This is a genomic window from Micromonospora sp. GCM10011542 (assembly GCF_042650685.1).
Taxonomy (GTDB): Bacteria; Actinomycetota; Actinomycetes; order Mycobacteriales; family Micromonosporaceae; genus Micromonospora.
This window is the reverse complement of the sequence record NZ_JBHSBO010000058.1, coordinates 331088-352694: the sequence shown is the minus strand read 5'-3', so window position 1 is coordinate 352694 and position 21607 is coordinate 331088. Positions and strand designations below refer to the sequence as shown.

Annotated in this window: 18 protein-coding genes; 9 read left to right on the top strand and 9 right to left on the bottom strand. The window is 74.5% G+C overall.

The genetic code is table 11. The features are described from left to right. Nucleotides 1-49 precede the first annotated feature (49 nt). The 3 genes from ACFOW4_RS22360 to ACFOW4_RS22350 all read left to right on the top strand — a co-directional run bounded on the left by ACFOW4_RS22360 (nt 50) and on the right by ACFOW4_RS22350 (nt 3026). Nucleotides 50-784, top strand: a complete 735-nt coding sequence (locus ACFOW4_RS22360; protein ID WP_377531699.1) for a cytidine deaminase — start codon at nt 50-52, stop codon at nt 782-784. 164 nt (nt 785-948) lie between these two features. After that, nucleotides 949-2232 (top strand): thymidine phosphorylase, encoded by a 1284-nt coding sequence (locus ACFOW4_RS22355; RefSeq protein WP_377530790.1) that lies wholly within the window; start codon nt 949-951, stop codon nt 2230-2232. Between the two features lie 113 nt (nt 2233-2345). Then, nucleotides 2346-3026, top strand: coding sequence for a DUF4272 domain-containing protein (locus ACFOW4_RS22350; RefSeq protein WP_377530787.1), 681 nt, complete (start codon nt 2346-2348; stop codon nt 3024-3026). A 1-nt stretch (nt 3027) separates the two neighbouring features. Here ACFOW4_RS22350 and ACFOW4_RS22345 read toward each other — a convergent pair whose 3' ends face one another. Continuing rightward, entirely contained in the window at nt 3028-4029 is a 1002-nt protein-coding gene (locus tag ACFOW4_RS22345) for a putative RNA methyltransferase (protein ID WP_377530786.1), read from the bottom strand. A gap of 63 nt (nt 4030-4092) precedes the next feature. Between ACFOW4_RS22345 and ACFOW4_RS22340 the strand changes: the two genes are divergently transcribed. Next, entirely contained in the window at nt 4093-5160 is a 1068-nt protein-coding gene (locus tag ACFOW4_RS22340) for an adenosine deaminase (RefSeq protein ID WP_377530784.1), read from the top strand. Between the two features lie 4 nt (nt 5161-5164). Here the strand turns inward: ACFOW4_RS22340 and ACFOW4_RS22335 are convergent, their stop codons facing one another. Next, nucleotides 5165-5458, bottom strand: a complete 294-nt coding sequence (locus tag ACFOW4_RS22335; RefSeq protein WP_377530783.1) for a hypothetical protein — start codon at nt 5456-5458, stop codon at nt 5165-5167. Nucleotides 5459-5960: 502 nt separating this feature from the next. Here ACFOW4_RS22335 and ACFOW4_RS22330 point away from each other — a divergent pair. The 4 genes from ACFOW4_RS22330 to ACFOW4_RS22315 all read left to right on the top strand — a co-directional run bounded on the left by ACFOW4_RS22330 (nt 5961) and on the right by ACFOW4_RS22315 (nt 11044). Then, nucleotides 5961-9569 carry a nitrate- and nitrite sensing domain-containing protein gene (locus tag ACFOW4_RS22330; protein ID WP_377530781.1) on the top strand — a complete coding sequence of 1203 codons (3609 nt, stop codon included), beginning with the start codon at nt 5961-5963 and terminating at the stop codon, nt 9567-9569. Beyond that, complete coding sequence (locus tag ACFOW4_RS22325; RefSeq protein WP_067370442.1) at nt 9566-9970, top strand: roadblock/LC7 domain-containing protein; 405 nt, start codon at nt 9566-9568, stop codon at nt 9968-9970. The genes ACFOW4_RS22330 and ACFOW4_RS22325 overlap by 4 nt, the downstream gene beginning before the upstream one ends. Before the next feature lie 98 nt (nt 9971-10068). After that, a complete protein-coding gene (locus tag ACFOW4_RS22320) occupies nt 10069-10449 on the top strand; it encodes a DUF742 domain-containing protein (RefSeq protein ID WP_377530780.1) in 381 nt (126 codons plus the stop codon). A 1-nt stretch (nt 10450) separates the two neighbouring features. After that, nucleotides 10451-11044, top strand: a complete 594-nt coding sequence (locus ACFOW4_RS22315) for an ATP/GTP-binding protein (protein ID WP_377530778.1) — start codon at nt 10451-10453, stop codon at nt 11042-11044. Nucleotides 11045-11146: 102 nt separating this feature from the next. On the opposite strand, the gene ACFOW4_RS22310 is transcribed toward ACFOW4_RS22315, so the two are convergent. The 3 genes from ACFOW4_RS22310 to ACFOW4_RS22300 form a co-directional block, all read right to left on the bottom strand. Next, complete coding sequence (locus ACFOW4_RS22310; protein WP_377530777.1) at nt 11147-12340, bottom strand: ABC transporter substrate-binding protein; 1194 nt, start codon at nt 12338-12340, stop codon at nt 11147-11149. 158 nt (nt 12341-12498) lie between these two features. Further along, on the bottom strand, nt 12499-14907 hold the full coding sequence (locus ACFOW4_RS22305; protein ID WP_377531697.1) for a transposase: 2409 nt from the start codon (nt 14905-14907) through the stop codon (nt 12499-12501). 39 nt (nt 14908-14946) lie between these two features. Beyond that, the gene (locus ACFOW4_RS22300; protein WP_377530775.1) at nt 14947-15894 is read right to left on the bottom strand and encodes a DNA primase; all 948 of its coding nucleotides are present in this window, start codon (nt 15892-15894) and stop codon (nt 14947-14949) included. Between the two features lie 158 nt (nt 15895-16052). Here ACFOW4_RS22300 and ACFOW4_RS22295 point away from each other — a divergent pair, with 158 nt between their 5' ends. Next, a complete protein-coding gene (locus ACFOW4_RS22295; RefSeq protein ID WP_377530774.1) occupies nt 16053-16385 on the top strand; it encodes a PadR family transcriptional regulator in 333 nt (110 codons plus the stop codon). A gap of 15 nt (nt 16386-16400) precedes the next feature. Here ACFOW4_RS22295 and ACFOW4_RS22290 read toward each other — a convergent pair whose 3' ends face one another. The 4 genes from ACFOW4_RS22290 to ACFOW4_RS22275 form a co-directional block, all read right to left on the bottom strand. Continuing rightward, nucleotides 16401-17075 carry a permease prefix domain 1-containing protein gene (locus ACFOW4_RS22290; RefSeq protein WP_377530771.1) on the bottom strand — a complete coding sequence of 225 codons (675 nt, stop codon included), beginning with the start codon at nt 17073-17075 and terminating at the stop codon, nt 16401-16403. A gap of 67 nt (nt 17076-17142) precedes the next feature. Next, nucleotides 17143-18900, bottom strand: a complete 1758-nt coding sequence (gene cydC, locus ACFOW4_RS22285; RefSeq protein WP_377530768.1) for a thiol reductant ABC exporter subunit CydC — start codon at nt 18898-18900, stop codon at nt 17143-17145. Continuing rightward, nucleotides 18897-20573: a thiol reductant ABC exporter subunit CydD gene (gene cydD / locus ACFOW4_RS22280; RefSeq protein WP_377530766.1), complete on the bottom strand. Its 1677-nt coding sequence runs from the start codon at nt 20571-20573 to the stop codon at nt 18897-18899. The genes cydC and cydD overlap by 4 nt, the downstream gene beginning before the upstream one ends. Further along, a complete protein-coding gene (locus ACFOW4_RS22275; RefSeq protein ID WP_377530763.1) occupies nt 20570-21604 on the bottom strand; it encodes a cytochrome d ubiquinol oxidase subunit II in 1035 nt (344 codons plus the stop codon). The genes cydD and ACFOW4_RS22275 overlap by 4 nt, the downstream gene beginning before the upstream one ends. Nucleotides 21605-21607: the final 3 nt, after the last annotated feature.

The following is a 21607-nucleotide window of genomic DNA, read 5'->3' as shown; positions in this document are numbered from 1 at the left end:
TCGGTTTCCGGGAGGCCGGCCGGGCGACGTGGTCCCGCCGCAGGCCACGATGGCGGTGCGGCAGAATGACGGGATGACCGAGATCGACTGGGCGCGGCTGCGCGCCGCCGCCACCGAGGCGATGCGGCACGCGTACGCGCCGTATTCGACGTTCCCGGTCGGTGCGGCCGGCCTGGTCGACGACGGCCGCGTGGTGGTCGGCTGCAACGTCGAGAACGCCGCGTACGGGGTCACGCTCTGCGCCGAGTGCGGGGTGGTCTCCAGCCTGCACGCCACCGGCGGCGGGCGACTGGTCGCGCTCTCCTGCGTCGACGCCACCGGCGAGCCGCTGATGCCGTGTGGCCGCTGCCGGCAGCTGCTCTGGGAGAACGGCGGCGCCGACTGCCTCGTCGAGACGAAGGGCCGCCCGCTGCGGATGGCCGAGCTGCTGCCGCACGCCTTCGGCGTGGAGGACCTCGAGGCGGTGACCGGGGAGACCCCGGTGCCGGTGGTGCCGGAGCGGCTGGCCGCCTGGCGGGGGCGCGGCACCGTCTTCGTGCACCCGGACATGTCCGACGGCCAGCAGGTGTGGACGGCGTACTGGGAGCGGTCGGCCGGGGACGACGCCGGCGCCGAGACCGGGGTGCTGGAGGAGGGCCCGAGCTGGGGCGACCCGGCGGAGGCGATCGCCTGGGGGCTGGCGCGGACGCCGCGGGTGGTGGTGGTGGACGCGACCGGCACCATCTTCTGGGCTGGTGAGGGTGAGCCGCCGGCGGAGATCCCGGTGCGCTGGTCTGCTCCCTGAGACGGTGGTTGAGGTTTGGGGCCGGGGCCGACCGTGCCCGGCTCCGGGCGGTCAGGCTTGATCCCTCCGCCGGGCACGGCCGGCCCCGGCCCGTCCATGTCCGGGTCCGCGGGTCGGTTCCGGTTGGAAGCCGTTGTCTCGATACGACTAGAGAGAACTTTTTGATGAGTGGTGAGTTTGCGGCGGTTGACGTTATTCGGGTGAAGCGGGACGGGGGTGTGTTGTCGGACGCGCAGATCGACTGGGTGGTGGACGCGTACACCCGGGGGGTGGTCGCCGACGAGCAGATGTCGGCGCTGGCCATGGCGATCCTGCTGAACGGCATGACCGGCCCGGAGATCGCCCGCTGGACCGCCGCGATGATCGCCAGCGGTGAGCGGCTGGACCTCTCCGCCGTGCGCCGGCCGACCGTCGACAAGCACTCCACCGGCGGTGTCGGTGACAAGATCACTCTGCCGCTCACCCCGCTGGTCGCCGCGTGCGGCGCGGCCGTACCGCAGCTCAGCGGGCGCGGGCTCGGACACACCGGTGGCACGCTGGACAAGCTGGAGTCCATCCCCGGCTGGCGGGCCGCGCTGAGCAACGAGGAGTTCATCGGCCAGCTCGGCGAGGTCGGCGCGGTGATCTGTGCGGCCGGCGTCGGGCTCGCCCCCGCCGACCGCAAGCTGTACGCGCTGCGCGACGTCACCGGCACGGTGGAGGCGATCCCGCTGATCGCCAGCTCGATCATGAGCAAGAAGATCGCCGAGGGCACCGGGGCGCTGGTGCTCGACGTCAAGGTCGGCTCCGGCGCCTTCATGAAGTCCGTCGAGCACGCCCGCGAGCTGGCCCGCACGATGGTCGAGCTGGGCGGCGCGCACGGCGTACGCACGGTCGCCCTGCTCACCGACATGTCCACCCCGCTGGGCCTGGCCATCGGCAACGCGGTCGAGGTGACCGAGTCGGTCGAGGTGCTGGCCGGTGGCGGTCCCGCCGACGTCGTGGAGCTGACCCTGGCCCTGGCCCGGGAGATGCTCGACGCCGCCGGCCTGCCGGACGTCGACCCCGCGGCGGCGCTGCGCGACGGCCGGGCGATGGACTCCTGGCGGGCGATGATCCGGGCACAGGGCGGTGACCCGGACGCGCCGATGCCGAGCGCGCCCGAGGTCGAGGTGGTCCGGGCCGACGCCGACGGGTACGTCGCGGCCGTCGACGCGTACGCCATGGGGGTCGCCGCCTGGCGGCTCGGGGCCGGCCGGGCCCGCAAGGAGGACCCGGTCAGCGTGCCGGCCGGGGTGGTGCTGCACAAGCGGCCCGGCGACCCGGTGCGGGCCGGCGAACCCCTCTACGAGCTGCGCGCCGAGGACCCGGCGCGGATCCCGGCGGCGCTGGCCGAGGCTGCCCGCGGCATCCGGATCGCGCCGGCCGCGCCGGCGGCGACGCCGCTGGTCATCGAGCGGATCGGCTGAGCAGACAGCGGTGCCGGGGTGGCGTGGTGCCGGTCACCCGGGAGCGCTATTCTGCCTGGCCAGGGGGACCACCGGCACCGAGAGGCTGTCGCGAGCAGACAGGAAGATCCGCCGTGACCGTACCTGCCCCCGACCCACGTGAGGTGCGCGAGGCGAGCCTGGACGAGCTGTCCCGGCTCGGCCTCCCGCTGCCGCCGCCACAGTTCCCGCTGGTGTGGGAGCCGGGCGACGACATCGAGCTGCGTCCGACGGTGGAGATCGAGGCACGGATCGCCGTGCTGCACCTGATCCTGGCCCGCTGCTTCGGGATGCCTCCGCAGGCGGCGATGAGCTGGCTGCTCGGCTCGCACCTGGTGGAGATGGTCACCCCGCCGGAGTGGCAGTTCGTGATGGGCGGCAAGGGTGACCACCGCTCCTTCGTGCTGCACCACGACGCGCTGTTCGCGCTGGCCTGGGTGCTGGGGCTGACCAAGGTGCTCGACCCGACCCTCGCCGTGGACGAGCGGCTGGTCGAGCGGCTGCCGCACATCGCCGAGGGGGAGACCTTCCCGCACTGGCGCTCGCGGATCCTCACCGCGCCGCAGCACCCCGCCGACGCGGCCGCCCTGCTCGACCTGCACTACTGCCTGGACTGGGCGTACCTGGAGACCGAGCGCGGCGGCCGGCGACCACCCGGGCTGGTCGACGCCAACGCGATCGGGCAGCGGCGTTGGGCGCTGGAGTGGGCGGTCGTCCTGCGCGGGCCGTACCACGAGGAGCCCCCGGGCTGGGAAGAGGTCGACCTCTCGACCTGAGTCACCGGGGGCGGTACACGTCCAGCCGGACCGCCACGGTCACCCGTACCGGTTCGGGCAGCGCGGCCAGTCGGGCGGCGAGGGCGGCCGGATCGGTGTGCCAGGCGCTCGGGCCCATCCCCACCAGCGTGGCCACCTCCGGCCGGGTCAGCGTCAGCTCCGCCCGGTGCACCGTGGAGGTGTCCGGCGTGAAGTGACCGCCCAGGCTCCCGGTCACCCGGTCGGCCTTGTCCGGGTCGACCCGCAGCAGGTCGAGGGCGTCCACCAGTTCGGCCAGGTGCTCGGCGGCCGGCGTGACCACGAGAAGCGTCCCGGCGGGGTCGAGCACCCGGTGGAACTCCGCGCCGTTGCGGGGGGCGAAGACGTTCAGCAGCACCGCGGTCGAGGCGTCCGCGAGCGGAAGCCGCTGCCAGGTGTCGGCGAGCGCCGCCGCCGCCCGGGGGTGCGCCCGGGCCGCGCGGCGCAGCGCGGGCTTGGACACGTCCAGGGAAAGGCCCACGGCGTCGGGCAGCGCCGCCAGCACCGCGCCGATGTAGCGCCCGGTGCCGGCGCCGGCATCCACCACCAGGGGGTACGCCCCGAAGCCTGCCGCTGCCGGTCGGGCCGGCACCCCCTCCTCCGGGTCCTTTGCTCTGCTTACCTCCGCGCGACACTCCGGCCCGGCTTCTGTTGCCTCGGTGGAAGCAGAGCAAAGGGGGGTGGTGGCAGGTGCGGAGGTCGTGGCGCGGAACCGGGCGGCGGCCTCGATCGCGGCGGCGGCGAGGGCGTCGGCGACGAGGTCGTAGTGCCCGGCGGCGAGGAAGTCCGCGCGGGCGGCGACCATCTCGGCGCTGTCGCCGGCGTGCGGGGCGCGACCGGCGAGCAGGTTCACGTACCCCTGGCGGGCGATGTCGAAGCTGTGCCGGCGCGGGCAGCGCAGTGCCCGCGCGGTGCCGGCGGTCGTCTCGGCGAGCGGTTCGCCGCAGACCGGGCAGCGGAGCCGGTCGAGGATGCGCGGGTCCACGCCGCTGAGCGTAGCCGGCCGGTCCCGTCCCACCTTCCGTCGGCTGCTGACTAGGGTCGGAGCATGGCAATCCGGTACGAGGACATCGTCAGGGCCCCGAAGGCGCTGCTGCACGACCACCTGGACGGCGGGCTGCGGCCGGCCACGATCGTCGAGTTGGCGGCGCAGGTCGACCACGAACTGCCCACCACCGATCCGGAGGCGCTCGGTCGGTGGTTCGTCGAGGCGGCCAACTCCGGCTCGCTGGAGCGCTACCTGGAGACCTTCGCGCACACCGTGGCCGTCATGCAGACCGCGCCGGCGCTGCACCGGGTGGCCCGCGAGTGCGCGCTGGACCTCGCCGCCGACGGGGTGGTCTACGCCGAGGTGCGCTTCGCTCCCGAGCAGCACCTGGAGCGGGACCTCAGCCTGGACGAGGTGGCCGAGGCGGTGCTGGCCGGGTTCGCCGAGGGCACCGCCCAGGCCGCCGAGGCGGGCCTGACCATCCGGGTGGGCACCCTGCTCACCGCGATGCGGCACGCGGCCCGTTCGCAGGAGATCGCCGAGCTGGCCGTACGGCACCGGGACGCCGGGGTGGTCGGGTTCGACATCGCGGGCGCCGAGGCGGGCTTCCCTCCCACCCGGCACCTGGACGCCTTCGAGTACCTCCAGCGGGAGAACTTCCACTTCACCATCCACGCCGGCGAAGCGTTCGGTCTGCCGTCGATCTGGCAGGCGATCCAGTGGTGTGGCGCGGACCGGCTCGGCCACGGCGTGCGGATCATCGACGACATCACCCCGGGCGGGGAGCTCGGCCGGCTGGCCGCGTACGTGCGTGACAAGCGGATCCCACTGGAGCTGTGCCCGTCGTCGAACGTGCAGACCGGCGCTGTCGCGTCGATCGCCGACCACCCGATCGGCCTGCTGCGGGACCTGCGGTTCCGGGCGACCGTCAACACCGACAACCGCCTGATGAGCGGCACCTCGATGTCCCGGGAGATGGCCCTGCTGGTCGACGCCTTCGGCTACGGCTGGCGGGAGCTGCAGTGGTTCACCATCAACGCGATGAAGAGCGCCTTCATCCCGTTCGACGAGCGGCTGCGGATCATCGACGACGTGATCAAGCCGGCGTACGCGGACCTGATGGCCTGAGCCGTCAGTGGTGCGGGTGGCCGGCGAGCAGGCTGGCCACCCCGCGCAGCACCTCCCGGGCCCGGGCCGCCTCGGCGCCCAGCCCGGTCTGTCGGCGCAGCACCGCCGGCTCGGTACGTAGCAACGCCACCCCGCGGGCGACCAGCACCCGGGGCGCCTTGCGCTGCTCGGACAGGTCGCGGGCCAGCCGACGCAGGAAGGTCGCACCGCGCGGACGGCGCAGCGCGTACGCCCCGGCGAGCAGCCCCCGGCGGCGGCACTCCTCGACGATCTCGGCGGCGAAAATCCCTTCGGCCACGAAAAGTGGCGATCCGGCGACGTCAAATGGACGGGTGGCCACCCTCCGATCCGCGCCGATCGCATAAACCGGCACATCGGCCCGGCCTTCCCGAGCCAGTCGGGCAATCGTTTCCACCGCCGTCACGGCATCCCAGGACTGGGGCGATTCCCAGTCCACCTGGCCGTTTCGGTGCGGCAACGTAGGGTCATCACCGTCCTTGTAGAAGTCGTCCAGGCAGAGCACCGGTAATCCGGTTCGCTGCGCTATGTACGACTTTCCGGAGCCGGAAGGGCCGGCGAGGAGGACGACGCGGTGCGGATGTTCCATTACCTTCAGTTACTCCGGCCAGACGGACTGCTATCAAATCGCATCAACATCTCATCACACCTTCGGCGGGTGACAACCTGGGCTTTCTTCTTGCGGGGCGGCGTGATGGAATCTCGGGGGTCCGACCCGCCGGGTCGGTCGCTGGGCGTTGCCCGGGGCAACGCGTTGAAGCTGTAATCGCGAGGGCGGTGACGTGAGCAAACGGCCAAAGACGGCGGGCTCCTTCCTGTCGCGGCTGCGCCGGCCGGCCAGCCGGCTCCGGGACATGCCGATCTGGTCCAAGCTCGGTCTCATCATGATCGTGCCGACCATCGCCACGGTCGTCGTGGGCACCAGTGGTCTGGTCGACCACCTGGAGACGCTCAACAATGCCAACCGGGCCGGTGACCTGGCCAATCTCTCCAGCTATTCGGGTGATCTGGTCGACACCCTGCAGGACGAGCGGACCACCGCCGTGCTGCTGCTCGGAGCGACCGGGACGCAGCCGAAGGCGCAGTACCAGGAGGCCTACAACCGGGTGAACTCCCGGGTCGACCAGGCGAAGGGCCCGTACGCGCGGCAGCGCGGCGAGCTCGATGACCTGCCGGCGAGCCTCGACGGCCTGCTGAACGGGATCGACCAGAGCCTGAAGGACCTGCCCGGCATCCGCAGCCAGGTGTACAACGGCAAGCTCAAGCTCACCGAGACCACGCAGGCGTACGAGGGTCTGATCAACGACCTGCTCGCCATCCGCGACTCGGCCACCCAGCTCGCCGGTGACAACAACCTGAGCGACCGGATGCGCGCCGCCGCCGCCGTCGCCCGGGAGAAGGAGTTCCTCGCCGTCCGCCGGGTGGTCGTGCACCGCGCGCTGGTCCAGCAGAAGCTGACCCCGGTGCTGCGCACCGACTACATCGCCAGCGGCACCGGCCAGCAGCAGGCGCTGCAGAGCTTCAAGGCCGTGGCCAACGGCGACGAGGCGAAGTTCCACGACCAGACCGTCGCCGGCGGCGACCGCCGCGAGGCGCAGAACTACACCGGCTGGATCGACGGCAACACCAACGGCGACATGCGCGGCGCGCCCTTCGGACCGGACCAGTGGGACGCGGCCATGACGGCCAACGCCAAGCTGATCCGTGCCGTCGAGGTCAAGCTCGACCGCGACGTGGTCGCCGAGGCCGACAACCTCCGCTCGGACGTGCAGCGCCAGGTGTTCCTGGAGACCGGCGGGCTGCTCAGCATGCTGCTGCTGGCCATCCTCTTCGCCTACCTGGTCGCCCGCTCGATGGCCCGTTCGCTGCGCGACCTGCGCCAGGGCGCGCTCTCCGTCGCCCAGTACGGCCTGCCGCAGGCGGTGGCCCGGCTGCGCGACCCGCAGGTCGTCGGTCAGCTCTCCCCGGTGCAGCTGGCCAACCAGATCGCCGAACCGCTGCCGGTACGCAGCAAGGACGAGTTCGGCCAGGTGACCGAGGCGTTCAACGCCGTCCACCTGGAGGCCGTCCGCACCGCCGCCGAGCAGGCCGCGCTGCGCGCCTCCGTCGCGACGATGTTCGTCAACCTGGCCCGCCGCTCGCAGATTCTGGTCGACCGCCTGATCGGGCACCTCGACCGGCTGGAGCGCGGTGAGGAGGACCCGGACCGCCTGGCCGAGCTGTTCCAGCTCGACCACCTGGCCACCCGGATGCGCCGCAACGACGAGAACCTGCTGGTCCTCGCCGGCGCCGACTCGACCCGCGTGCAGCGCGAGCCGGCGGCCCTCATCGACGTGCTGCGTGCCGCCCAGTCCGAGGTCGAGCACTACACCCGGATCGAGTTCGGCGTGATCGACCGGGACATCGAGGTCGCCGCGCACGCGGTCAACGACCTGGTGCACCTGGTCGCTGAGCTGTTCGACAACGCCACCGCGTTCTCGCCGCCGGACTCGCAGGTGATGGTCGAGGCTCGCCGGGTCGGCGACCGCACCTCGCTCTACGTCGAGGACCGCGGCATCGGCATCAGCAGCGAGCAGCTGTACGAGCTCAACGAGAAGCTCGCCACGCCGCCGCAGGTGGACGTGGCCGTGTCCCGGATGATGGGTCTGGTCGTGGTCGCCCGGCTGGCGTCCCGGCACGGCGTCCGGGTCGAGCTTCGTCCCGGCAACGGCCGGGGGACCCTCGCGGACGTGACCCTGCCCACCTCGGTGCTGGTGCCCCGGGCGCTCTCCGGCCGGGTGCAGCAGCCCCCCGCGCTCCCCGCCGCCGGCGGTGGGCAGCCGGGCGGTCCCGTGCCGGCCTTCGGCGCGCTGCCCGCGCTGGGCAACGGTCCGCGGCCGAGCGAGTCGGGCAACCAGGTCACCCTCGGTGGTCGCCCGTTCGAGCCCGCCTCGCGCAACGGCTCCGGCACCCCCGCCAACAACGGCTCGTACCGCTCCATGCCGGCCTGGTCGGACCTGACCGGCGCGGCCGGGGCCAACGGCGCCGACACGTTCACGCCGCGCACCTCTAACGGGCAGCAGATCGACCCGCTGCCGCAGCGGCGGTCCGGCGGGGACGACGCGGCCGGCACCGATCAGCAGCCGACCATCCCGCGGCAGCTGCCCAGCAGCCCGGAGTCGGGCCCGTACTCGCCGCCGCCGGTCTCCGCACAGCCCTACTCCGGTGCGCCCGTCTCGGCGTCCCCGGCCTCCGACCAGCCGTACTCCGGTCGGCCGTACTCCGCGGCGCCGTACTCCGGCGCGCCGGTCTCGGCGTCGCCGGCCTCCGGGCAGCCGTACGCCGGTCCGCCGGTGTCCGCGTCGCCGGTCTCGGCCTCCCCGGTCTCCGGCCAGCCGTACTCGGCGCCGCCGGTCTCCGCCCAGCCGTTCAGCGGCTTCGCGCCCCGTTCGGCCCCGCCCGCCCCGGCGCCCGGCCCCGCCGCACCGCCGGCGTGGCCGCCGGTGCAGAGCGGCGACCGGGAAGCCGCGGCTCCGCCCGTGCCGGAGCGGCTCGCCGCGGCCCTGGACATGACGACCGAGTTGCCGCGGGTCACCCGATCCGGCGCCGAGCAGCAGCCGTCGGCTCCGCTGCCCGCCCAGCGGCAGGCGCCCGCGCCGGCCGCGCAGAGCCGGCCGGCCCCGCAGCAGCCACAGGCCCAGAACCGGCAGCGGTACGCGGACGAGACGATGGAGCTGCCGATCTTCCGGGAGCTCGAGTCGAACTGGTTCCGCACCCGTCGGCCCGGTCCGGAGGACGCCGCGACCGCGGCCCAGCCGGCGACCAACGGCGGTGCGGTGGCCCAGCCCGCGGTGGCCCAGCCCACGGCCAACGGCGGCACCGCGACGCAGCAGTTCGCCACGGTCGAGGCCAGTGGTCGGGCAGCCCAGCAGACACCACCCGGGACGACAGGTAACGCACCGATGGCAGACACTGCGACGGCCGGAGGGGCGCCGCGGGAGAACGGGTCGACAGCGAACGGGGGCGCCCGCCCCAGCCTCGCCGAGAGCCTGCCCAACCGCCGGCCTCAACCGCAGACCAACGGGTGGTCGACCGCCGCCGACGACGGTTGGCGTGCCGCCTCGGCGGCCAGCGCGGCCCCGGTGAACGAGACCACTCCGACCGGTCTGCCGAAGCGCAAGCCGATGGCACAGTTGGTGCCGGGCGCGGTGGAGAAGCCCACCACCTCGGTCCAGCGGCGTACCCCGGAGGCCGTCCGTGGCCTGCTCTCGGCGTACCACCGGGGCGTGCAGCGAGGGCGTAGCACCTCGGACAACCCGACCAGCCCGGAGGCGACTCCGGGAGGGCAGCAATCCTCGCAGTCTGGCTCAGGCCCAGTGGCCGGGAGCGGGCAGAAGGAGCAAGAAGGATGACAACTACGCAGGATCTCGGTTGGCTGCTGGCCAACTTCGCCGACCGGGTGCCCGGTGTCGCTCACGCGGTCGCCGTCTCGGCGGACGGCCTGCTCCTCGCGTCGTCACGGGACCTGCCGCGCGACCGGGCCGACCAGCTCGCCGCGATCGCGTCTGGTCTGGTCAGCCTCACCCAGGGAGCGGCTCGCTGCTTCGAGGGAGGCGCGGTGCTGCAGACCGTCGTGGAGATGGACAATGGCTTCCTGTTCCTGATGTCCATCTCCGACGGCTCGTCCTTCGCCGTACTGGCCGCCCGCAGCTGTGACGTCGGGCAGGTCGGCTACGAGATGGCTCTGCTGGTCGACCGGGTGGGCGACGCACTGACCCCGCAGCCGCGTGCGGCCGCGGGCATGCTGGGCTGACGCGACGCCGACCGACAGGTCGACGGCGCTGACAAGACGACAACGACGGGCTCCGCTGGTGGGAGCCGGTGCCGGGTACGAAGGAGGTGAGCGGCGACATGGCCGATCGTGACGAACCGACCGGAGCGTTGGTCCGTCCATACGCCGTGACCCGTGGTCGTACCCGTCCCCGGCTCGACATCGCGCTGGAGGCGCTCGTCGAGACGACGGTGCGCGGCCGGGCCACCGCTGCCAATGGCAACGGTGGCCAGGGCCGTGAACACCAGTACATCGCCGCGCTGTGTGACGGACGCGTGCAGTCGCTCGCGGAGATCGCGGCGCGGATGCAGCTTCCGCTCGGCGTGGCCCGGGTGCTCATCGCCGACATGGCGACGGACGGCCTGGTCGCGGTCCACGAGCCGACCATCCTGGACGACTCCGACGACGCGGTGGGCACTGAACTGCTGGAGAGGGTGCTGAGTGGACTTCGCAGGCTCTGACATGTCGCACCGGCCGCCGACCCCGAGCGGGCGCGTGACGTCGGCGAAGATCGTTATCGCCGGTGGATTCGGCGTCGGTAAGACGACGCTGGTCGGCTCGGTCTCGGAGATCACGCCGCTGACCACCGAGGCCATCATGACCTCCGCGGGCGTGGGCGTCGACGACAACCGGCAGGTGCCGGGCAAGACGACGACCACGGTGGCGATGGACTTCGGCCGGATCTCGATCGACCGTGACCTGATCCTGTACCTGTTCGGTACGCCGGGTCAGACCCGGTTCTGGTTCATGTGGGACGAACTGGTCCGGGGCGCCATCGGCGCGGTCGTGCTGGTCGACACCCGCCGGTTGGCCGACTGCTTCGCGGCGATCGACTTCTTCGAGCACCGGCGGCTGCCGTACCTGGTGGCCATCAACTGCTTCGACGGGATGCAGTACCACGATCCGCAGGACGTCCGGGACGCGCTGGCGATCTCGCAGGACGTCCCGGTGGTGGCCTGCGACGCCCGTAACCGGGAGTCGACCAAGCACGTGCTGATCTCGCTGGTCGAGTACGTGCTCACCATGCGCCGCTCGCGCGCCGTCGCGCCGGCCTGACCGACCCGGTCTCCGCCCGGTGGTGGCCTCGGCCGCCACCGGGCGCTGCATGGTGTCCAGGTGCCGGCCCGAGCCGGGCACCCCTCGGCGTCGGTGCGAGGGTCAGGAGACCCGCGTCCAGGAGCCCTGGCTTACCGTGTAGATGCCCAGCGACTCGCCGTCCATGCCGCCGTGCCGCAGCGAGGCGAACGAGTACGAGCCGGCCAGCCCCTCGGTGATCTGGTTCTGCAGGAACGCCCGCAGCCGGCCCCGGTCGACGCTGCCGGACAGCTCGGCGGCGTTCGCGATCAGCTGGAGGGCGTCCGAGCCGTACGGGGCGAAGCCGCTGAACCCGCCGTAGCGCTGAAGGTAGCGGAAGGTGAAGGCCCGCCGATCCAGCGCGGTGGTGGTGGTGTTGGTGAGGGTCGAGCCGCCCAGCGACATCGGGTGCACGGCGTACGCGCCCTCGACGGCGGCGGCGTTGTCGCCCTCCAGAGTCTCCTCGGCCACCGCGCCGGCGTCCAGGAAGAGCGGGCCGTCGTAGCCCGCCCGGCGCAGGGCCCGGGCCCCGGCGGCGGTGTCCGGCGCGGTGGCCCAGAGCAGCACGGCGTCGGCGTCGGCCGCGGCCACCCGCTCGGCGGCACGCCGGAACTCCTCGCCGGTGGCGGGCAGTCGGACGGTGCGAGTCAGCTCCAGATCGGCGACCGCCAGGGCAGCCGTGACGGCCCGGACGCCGGTGTCACCGTGCAACCCCCGGGCAGCCAGCAGCACCACCCGGCGCAGCCCCTGTGCGGCGATCTGACGGGCCAACCGGCGGGCCATGTCGGCCGCGTCCGGGGTGAGCTTGAAGACGAACGTGCGAGCGGGAAGCGGCAGCACGATCCCGTCGCCGAAGCCCAGCGACACGAACGGCACCCGCTGCTGCTGAGCCACCGGGACGATCGCCATCGACGTCTCGGTGCGGGTGCCGCCGACCAGGGCGTGCACCCCGTCCACCGTGGCCAGTTCGGTGGCCTGCCGGGCGGCCAGCCGGGGGTCGCTGTGGTTGTCCCGGACCTCCAGGCGGATCCGCCGGGTCAGGCGGCCGGTCCGTACGCCCTCGGTGTTCAGCGACTCCAGGGTCAGCGCGAGCGCCCGCTCCTGCAGGACGCCGAGCGCCGGGCCGGCGCCGGTCAGCTCCAGGCTCGCGCCGACCACCAGGTCGGCACCGGTGGGTGCCGGGGTCGCTCCCGAGCCGTCGGCGGCTCCGGAGCGCCCGCAGCCGCCGAGGAGCAGCGTGCCCGCCGTCGCGGCCAGCAGACCCCGACGGGTCAGCACGGAAGGACCGGGTACCGGTGTCGCCATGAGTCGCCTTTCCCACTCCGGCGACGCCCGCCGCCGGCTGTTCCGCCGGTATGCTTCCGGCCGCCGCGACCCGGCGTCAAATCAGCCGGGTGTGGGCAGGAACACGCAGGTGAGAGGCGCTTCGCCGGTGGTCAGGACCGGTAGCCGGCGGAGCGGTACTCGTACTCCCGATCGTCGTCGCGGTCGCCGTGGTCGCGGCTGAAGTCCCAGCCGCCGGCGGCCTCCCGGCCCGGTCGGCCACCCACCGCGAACCCGCCGATCTCCTGGCCGCGACGCCAGCCACGGAAGTAGCCCGTGGTGTTCTCGGCGAGGCTGGCCGCGTCACGGACTATCCGCAACGGACGCTCCTCGCGCAGCGGGGAACCGGGGACCAGGTTGGCCTGCGGGACCCGCTTGGGCAGCCCGGCCGTCGTCTCGGCGCCCACCGCCGGGCGGGCCGCCTGCTCGGCGGCCTGCCAACCGGTGTCGGCCGTGGTCGACCAGTCCAGGTCGGACTCCGCCTCGTCGGCGTGCCCGACGAACCAGGCCGACTTGGCCTGCGCGAAGATCAGCAGGTCGCCGTCACCCTCGTCGGCCACCGGCGGCGGCCGGTGCTCGACCGGAGGTGGCGGCCGATGCTCGGCGGCGCGCTCCGGACGGGCGGCCGGGCGACTGGCCTGCTCGCGGTCCACCAGCCGCAGCGGTGGCGTCTCCAGGTGCGGGTCGGCCGGCGGGTTGAGCCCGTCGCGCAGTGCCCGGTCGGCGAGCGGCGGCGGCTCCACCAGCCGCAGCATCGGCGGCTCCTGCGGCAGGTCGTCCGCCAGCCAGGGGGGCGTGACCCGACCCTCGCTGCGGCCCGGGTCGGTCGGCGCGTCGATGCCCCGGCTGCCTCCGTAGGAGTGGACGGCCGGGTTGTTGGCCGAGCTGTCGCCCGGGTCCTCCGGGTTGTTGACCAGCGGCCAGTTGGCCCGGGAGCCCGGCGGTGCGGACTCCTGGCCCGGCCGCGGGGTCGGCACCGGAACGCTCAGGTCGGTGGCGCTGAACCCGCCGGTGGGTGCCTCGTCGACCGAGCGCTGTCCGTGGCTCGGCCGCGGCTCACCGTTGGTCTTGGGACGTGGTGGGATCACCGTGCGTGGTGGGATCACCGTGCGCTGCCGCTCGGCGCGCGCGTTGTTGATCGCGGCGGTGGTCAACGTCGGCCGGAACGGCTCGCCCGCCTCTGCCGGCGGCACCGCGCCGCGCTGCGACGGCGCGATCGGGGTGATCCCGGGCGGCGGCGGTGGCGGAGAGGAGACCGGCCGGTTGGTCGGGCCGTCGATCCGGCTGGGCAGCGGCTCGGCGCGCCCGGGCGGGGCGGAGACCGGCGGGCCCGCGACCGCGGCCGGGGCCACCGGCGCGGGCGCGACCGGCGGCGGCGTGATCGGTGCCGGCGCGACCGGCGGCGGGCCGAGCGGGCGGGGCGCCGGCGGCGACGCGTTGCCCGCGACCGGCTCCGGGCGGCTGCGCCGGCCGCCGGTGGGGGCGGGCTCGGCGGTGACCGGGGTCGGACGGACGGCCCGCAGGCCGGTGCCGGTGGTGGACAGCCCCGTCAGGTCGGCGACGGACTCGCCACGGCGGGCGGCGGCCCGACGGCCGGCGGCCGGGGCCGGGGTGCTGACCCGCGCACTCAGCGCGCTGACCAGCGCCTCGCAACCGGCGTCGCACGCTCGCACGGAGGCGACGGCCTGCCGGACCGTCTCCGCCACGGCGGAGGTGAGCGCCCGGTTGACCGCGGCTCGGCGGGGGGTCTCGGAGATGGCGACCCGCAGCGCGGTGACCGCCTCGTTGATCTCGTCGGCGTCGGCGACCCCGTCCGCGGCGAGGTGCGCGGCGATGGCGTCGGCGGCGACCGACACCTCGCGGCCCCGGGTGACGGTGCCACCGAGCATGCCCGGCTCGGGCAGCGCGTCCAGCACGGCAAGCGAGACCGGCTCGGCGGGGTCCGGGTAGGCGCGCAGCGCCGCCGGGTAGAGCTCGCGCAGCACCTCGCGCAGCGCCACGGCGGCGGAGTGCCGACCACTGGCCAGGGCGGCGTGCGCGGCGAGCACCTGCTTGTAGCCGGCGAGGTCGCGGGGTGCCGGCAGGGTGACCGCCGAGAGCGCGCCGGCCTGCAACGCGCGGGCCAGACCGACCGCCCGCCGCTCGGCGGGCGGCGACTGCATCTCCTCCAGGGAGTCGTCGTCGGCGAACCGCTCGGCGAAGTCGTCCACCGAGTCGTCGTCGGCGATCGCCAGGGGCCGACCCGCCGCGCTCAACAGCGAGGTGACCGTGTGGTCGTCGCTGTCGGCGGCGATGGCCGCACCGCTCGGCCCGCCCGACCGCTCCACGAGCAGCGCGACGAGCTGGGCGTAGCCAGCCGCGTCGTCGCCGATCTCGCAGACATGCAGCAGACGGCCTGCGTCGTCGACCACAGCGGACGTCAGCGTCGGACCGGCCGAGGCCGATCGGTCAGCCGGGTCCGCCGAGGCCAGACCGCAGTACACGCGCACGAGCGCCACGGCGTCGTCCTCCTCCCGGGACAGGTCTTTCCTCTGCCAGCAACTGATGCTCCCCGGTACGGGTCAGTCGCGCCAGTCCACGACCGCAGAGATCTTGCCGACAATGGTGCGCCAACCGAGACTTGCGGTTTGTGCCCCGATTTTCTTCAACCGGCGCCGACCAAGGAAAGCGCCGATCCCACCTTTGGCCGTGGCCCGCAGCGCCTCGTCCAGATCGTCCAGGCTGGAGCCGGCCGAGAGCATGTCCAGCACAGCGGGCAGGCGCAGGGCGTACGACAGGTCACGGGCGATCTCGCCGGCCTCGATCAGCAGCGTCGAGTCCCACGTGTCGTGCCCGCCGCGCAGGTTCTCCACGACCAGGTCGAGCTCGTAGGTGTCCTCGTCGAGCGGGGCGATGTCGGCCGGTTCCACCCGTTCGGACAGTTCATTCCAGCTGTCCAGTTGGGACAGGTCGTTGGGCGCACCGGATCGGATGAAACTGACCAACGACTCAGGCGTCTTGAACAGCAGCAGCTTGCCCCGGTGGCTGAGGAAGACCGGCACCTCCTCGGTGTCGGCCTCGTCCGCCGCGGTCTCGTCGTCCGCCTCGTCCTCGTCCTCGTCGGTCCCGCGACGGCGCGACGGCGTCTCCTCGTCGCTGTCGGCGAACTCCTGAGCCAGCTCCTCGTCGAGGATGACGACGCTCTCGTCGTCCTCCTCCTCGACGGCCTGGCGGCGGGCGAGGAACGGGTCGTCCTGGTCGCGCTCGGCGACGTCGGTCGGGGTCAGCTCCCCCGCCGGCCGGTACGCCCGCAGGGTGAAGCCGGTGCCGGCGGGCAGGGCGATCTCCACCGGGTCGATCCGCAGCTCTTCCCAGAGCGACCGGTCGGCGGCCGCCGACGCGGGGGCGGTGCCCTCGGCCTCGTCGGGCTCGACCGGGCCCGAGGTTTCGTCGAGCTCGGGCTCGTCGGCGTCGGGCCGTTGAGGCGACTGGCGGGCCACGCTGACCTCCGTGTGCTTCGGGTTGCCCACCCGCCGGCGTCTCCGGCCGGCGAGTGACTCTGGGCACATACCCTAGTCGGCGGTCCGTGGCGGTCGGTGCCCGCACCCCGGTGCCCGTCGGCGTGGTGGTCCGACGGCCGGTCGTCGGCGCTGGCGGTCCGGCCGTCCGACAAGTAGCGTTGCTACGCATGAAGGCCCAGGCGCTGCACGGCCACCTCGACGCCCTGCTGCTCGCCGTGCTCGAGCAGGGTGCGCTGCACGGCTACGCCATCATCGAGGCGCTGCGGGCACGCAGCGACGGCAACCTCGACCTGCCCACCGGCACCATCTATCCGGCCCTGCGCCGGCTGGAGCGCGCCGGGCACGTGGCGAGCAGCTGGAGCACGGTCAACGGGCGGGAACGGCGGACGTACGAGCTCACCGAGTCCGGCCGGAGCGCGCTGGCCGGAGAACGCGCCGGCTGGCGCGAGTTCCGCAGCACGGTGGGCCGCTTCCTCGACCCGGGCACCGCCCCGGCCTAGGTGAGCCGGGCGCTCTCAGCGGGTGGTGGCCACCAGCCAGCCGCGGGCCGCGCGGGCGAGCGAGAAGTAGGCGGCGCCGGCCACCACCGCACCGATGATCATCGGCGGCCAGGTGAGCGCCGCGTCCCAGAGACCGACCGACCAGGCGAAGAGGGCGCCGCCGGTCAGCACGCCGAGGGCCAGGGCGCCGGTCAGGCCGGTGCCCACCACCCGGTGCAGGGTGGCCAGCCCGGGCCGTGCCGAGCGGGCGCTCGCGGCCGCCACCAGCAACCCCGTCACCGCGAGCAGCAGCGCGCCGATCCAGATCCAGTTCACCGAGGTGGAGAGCAGGCGGTAGCCGTCCGGCGGGTGCGGGCCGTCGCTCCAGCTCGACCCGCGCCAGGTCAGGTCGCCGCCCACCACCAGCACGCCGGCCACCGCGAGGACCCGCAGCGAGAACCCGCGCAGCGCGCCGACCGCCAGCTCGGCCTGCCAGGTGGGCAGCAGCTGCGCCGGGGAGCCGAACTCGGCCACCGCCCGTCGCTGCGCCTCCGCCGCCGGCACGCCGCCCTCGCGGTACGCCTCGACGGCGTCCAGCAGCCCGTGCCGGGCCTCGGTCAGCAGGTCGGACTTGAGCCGGGCCGGCCCCCGCAGCCGGGCGGCCAACTCCCGCAGGTGGTCCTCCACCAGGACGTCGTCACAGCGCGGCATGGCACCACCCTGCCACGGGCGGCACCGCACCGCCGTCGGGGAGAACCCTGGTCCGTCCCGGAGACGGTCAGGGCGCCAGGGCCAGGTACCCGCGTTCGGCCGCCGCCTGGAGCAGCCACTGGTCGCGGTACCAGCCCGGAGCGGCGACCAGTTCGGCGTGGCGGCCCTGCTGGATCACCCGGCCGGCGTCGAGGACCACGATCTCGTCTAGGTCGGCCAGCCCGCTGAGGCGATGGCTGATCAGCAGCACCGAGTGCCCGGACGGCGTGGCGGCCAGCGCCGAGGCGAGCACCGCGTCGGCGGCGGCCGGGTCGAGGCCCTCGGTGGGCTCGTCGAGCACCAGCACCCCCGGCGCGGCGAGCAGTGCCCGGGCCAGCGCGAGCCGTTGCCGTTGCCCGCCGGAGAGCTGCCCGCCCTCCTCGCCCACGACGGTGTCCCAGCCGGCCGGCTGGGCGCGTACCCACTCCAGCAGACCGGCGGCGGCGGTCGCCGCGATCAGCTCGTCCTCGCCCGCGCCGGGCCGGCCGAGCAGCAGGTTCTCCCGCACCGTGGCATGGAACACGTACGCCTCGGCGAGCAGGCCGCCGACGGCGTGGGGCAGCTCCTCCTCGGCGTACGCCGACAGGTCGTGCCCGTCCAGGGTGACCCGGCCGGCGGTGGGCCGCAGCGCACCGGTCAGCAGGGCGGCCAGCGTGCTCTTGCCGGCGCCGCTCGGGCCGACCACGGCTACCCGCCGCCCGGCCGGCAGCTCGAGGCTGACCCGGTCCAGCGCGGGCGCCGCCCCGGCCCGATAACGCACCTGCACCGAGTCGAACCGGACGTCATGCGGGCCGGAGCCGGCGGTGGCGGCGGTCGGGGGAGGAGCGGGCGGGAGGTCGAGCAGGGTGGACACCCGGGCCAGGCCGGGGCGCAGCTGGGTCCACTGACGGGCCGCGCCGACCAGGGCCAGGGCCACCTCGACGGCGGCCAGCGTGCCGACCGCCAGCACCCCGACCAGCACCCCGGACACGTCCGCGGCCAGCGCGGTGAGCACCACCGCGGCGGCGGTCAGCCCGGCCACCAGCACGCCGACCGCGTCCACCCCGAACCCGGTGACGGCCAGCCGGCGTTCCAGCCGGGCCAGCCGGTGGGCCCGCTGCTCGGCGGCCCGCAGGGCGGCACCGGTCGCGCCGAACGCGGCCAGGTCGGCGGCGCCGTGGGTGAGGTCGACCGCGTCCGTGGCCAGCGCACCGCGCAGCGGTGCCACCTCGGCGGCGCTGCGCCGGGTGACCGCCGTGGCCAGCGCCGGCAGCGCGACCCCGGCGACCAGCAGGCCCAGGGCGAGCACGCCGGCGGCCGGTGGCGAGATCAGCACGGCCCCGGCCACCGCCAGCAGCCCGACCAGCGCCGCCGCCGCGCCCGGCACGAGCACCCGCAGCAGCAGGTCCTGGACGGCCTCCACGTCGGAGACCAGCCGGCTCAGCACGTCACCGGAGCGGTGTGCGGCGGAGCGCCGGGCGGCCAGGGCGGCGAAGACCCGGGCCCGGACGTCGGTGATCATGCGGAGCACGGCGTCGTGCCCGGCGAGGCGTTCGGTGTAGCGGAACACCCCCCGGCTGATCGCCAGCGCCCGGACCGCGACGATCGCCACGGTGAGCCGGTCCAGTGGCGGCCGGCCGGCCGCGCTCATCAGCAGCCAGGTCGCGGTGGCCATCAGGGCCAGCCCGGCGAACTCGGTGGCGGCGGCGAGCAGCCCCGCGCCGACCAGCCGGCCCAGGTACGGCCGGGCCAACCGCAGCACCGCGCGCTCGGCACCGGTGGCGGATGGCTCGGCGGGGACGGTCATCGGGTCGCCTTTCCGGTCGGCTCCGACGTCAGCTCGGTGACCCGGCCCTTCTCGATCCGCAGGATCCGGTCGGCGTCGGCCAGCAGCGCCGGCCGATGCGCGACCAGCAACGCGGTCCGCCCGGCGACCAGCCGGCGGGTGGCGTCGAGCACCACGGCCTCGGCCGCGGTGTCCAGCCGCGCGGTGGGCTCGTCGAGCAGCACCAGCGGGGCGTCCCGGAGGAACGCGCGGGCCAGCGCCACCCGCTGCCGTTGCCCGCTGGACAGGCCGTGCCCGCGCTCGCCGAGCAGGGTGGCCAGGCCGTCCGGCAGCCCGGCCACCACGTCGTCCAGGGCGGCGTCGCGGACCGCCGCGGCCACCGCGTCCGGTGCCGTGTCGGGCACGCCGAGGCGGATGTTGTCGGCCAGCGAGGCGGCGAAGAGGTGGGCCCGCTGCGGCACCCAGGCGAGCTGCCGGCGCCAGGCGTCCGGGTCGGCGTCGGCAAGGTCGACCCCGTCCACGGTGACCCGGCCGCTGGTCGGGGTGACGAAGCCGAGCAGCAGGCCCAGCAGGGTGCTCTTGCCCGCGCCGCTCGGCCCGATGATCGCGATCCGCTCGCCGGGCCGGATGGTCAGGGTCACGTCGCGCAGGGCGGTGGTGCGCTCGTACGCGACGGTCACCGACTCGAACCGGATCTCGCCCCGCCCGTCCGGGGTGGCCGCACCCTCGGCGGCGGTCGGGGCGGGCGGCGCGGCGGAGACGGTGAGCGCCTCGTCCAGCGCGGTGAGACCCTCCATGCTGGCGTGGAAGCGACTGCCGGCGGCCCGCAGCGGCAGGTACGCCTCCGGGGTGAGCAGCAGCACCAGCAGCGCGGTCTGCAGGGTCAGGCCGCCGCCGAGCAGCCGGATGCCGACCGGCACCGCGACCAGCGCCACCGAGAGCGTGGCGATCAGCTCCAGCACCAGCGCGGAGAGGAACGCGATGCGCAGGGTCTTCATGGTCGCCACCCGGTGCCCGTCGGCCATCCGGCGGACGACCTCGGTCTGCGCCCGGGCCCGGCCGAAGGCGCGCAGCGTGGGCAGCCCGGCGACCATGTCCAGGAAGTGGCCGCCGAGCAGCGAGAGCCGGCGCCACTGCCGCTCGGTGGCGGCCTGGGCCTGCCAACCGAGCAGCGCGCCGAAGACCGGGATCAGCGGCAGGGTGAGCGCGATGATCACCGCCGAGCTCCAGTCGGCGAAGACGATCCGGGCCAGCACCGCCAGCGGCACGGTGACGCTGAGCACGAGCTGCGGCAGGTACCCGGTGAAGTAGGCGTCCAGAGCGTCCAGCCCACGCCCGGCCAGGGTGGCGAGCTGGCCGGCCCGCTGCCCGGCGACCCAGCCCGGCCCGTGCCGGCCCACCGCGCCGAGCAGGTCCGCCCGCAGCGCCGCCTTGACCGTGGCGGCGACCCGGGCCGACACCGTGCCCTGTGCCCAGACCAGTGCCGAGCGGGCGCCGACCGCCACCACGAAACCGGCCAGTGCCGGTCGGTCCAACCGACCGTCCACCGCGGCGGCCAGCAGGGCGGCCAACGCGGTCGCCTGCCCGACGATCAGCGCCGCGGTGAGCACACCGAGCAGCGCCAGCAACGCCAGATCGCGCCGGGCCGCGGGGACCCGGCGCAGCAGACGCGGGTCGAAGGGACGGCGGTTCACCAGTACACCGGTGCCCTGCCGTCGGTCCGTCCCCGGAAAACCCACCAGCACATCGCCTGAAAGCCTAGTAGGGCCGGAAGCAGGGGCAGCGCCAGCCAGCCGAGGAGGCGCAGCGTCGGCGCGCTCGCGGCGGCGTCCGCCACCGTCAGCGACGCCGCCGGGTCGACCGTGGAGACCAGAACGTAGGGCCAGAGGGCCGCTCCGACCAGCGCCACCGGCAGCGCCAGCGCCGCGCCGGTGGCGACCAGGGCACAGCCGGGCCGCCGTCGGGCCACCGCCGCGCGGGCGGCCAGCAACGCCCCCACGAGCAGTACGGGCAGCAGCACGGCCAGCGCCGGTCGCTGGACGGCGTCGCGTACCCGGGTGGAGAGCAGGCCCACGACCGCGGCCAGGACGACCGCGGCGAGTGCCATCGGCACCAGGCGCCGGGCCAGTCGGCCGGCCGCGGCGGCCCCGGCGGCGGGCAGCCGGAGGGTGAGGAAGGTCGCACCGTGCACCGCGACCAGCGCGACCATAGCCAGCCCGGCGGCGGCCGCGAACGGGGTGACCAGGTGCGTCACCCCGGCGACGTGACCGTCGGCCTGCCGCGGTACGCCCTGCAGCAGGGCGGCGAGCAGCGCGCCCCACCCCAGCGCGGCGAGCGCGCTGCCGACGACCACCACCCGGTCCCATCGGGCCCGGACCCGCTCGTCGCCCGGCCGACCGCGCAACTGCACCCCGGCGACGACGAGGACCACCCCGACCAGGGCGCCGGCAACGGCCGGGTAGCAGCCGGCGAGCAATTCACCCTCCAGCACCGGGAAGGCGCCGAAGAGGATGCCGACGGCGGCCACCAGCCAGACCTCGTTGCCGAGGAAGAACGGGCCGAGCGCGGTCAGCGCCGCCCGCCGGTCGGCCCCGCCGTCGGTCCCGCCCGGGTCGGACGACGACGCGGAGCGGGCGAGCAGCAGCCCGACCCCGTAGTCGTAGCCGGCGAGCACCAGGTAGGTGGCGAAGAAGAAGCCGAGCACGGCGTACCAGGCGAGGTCCACGGT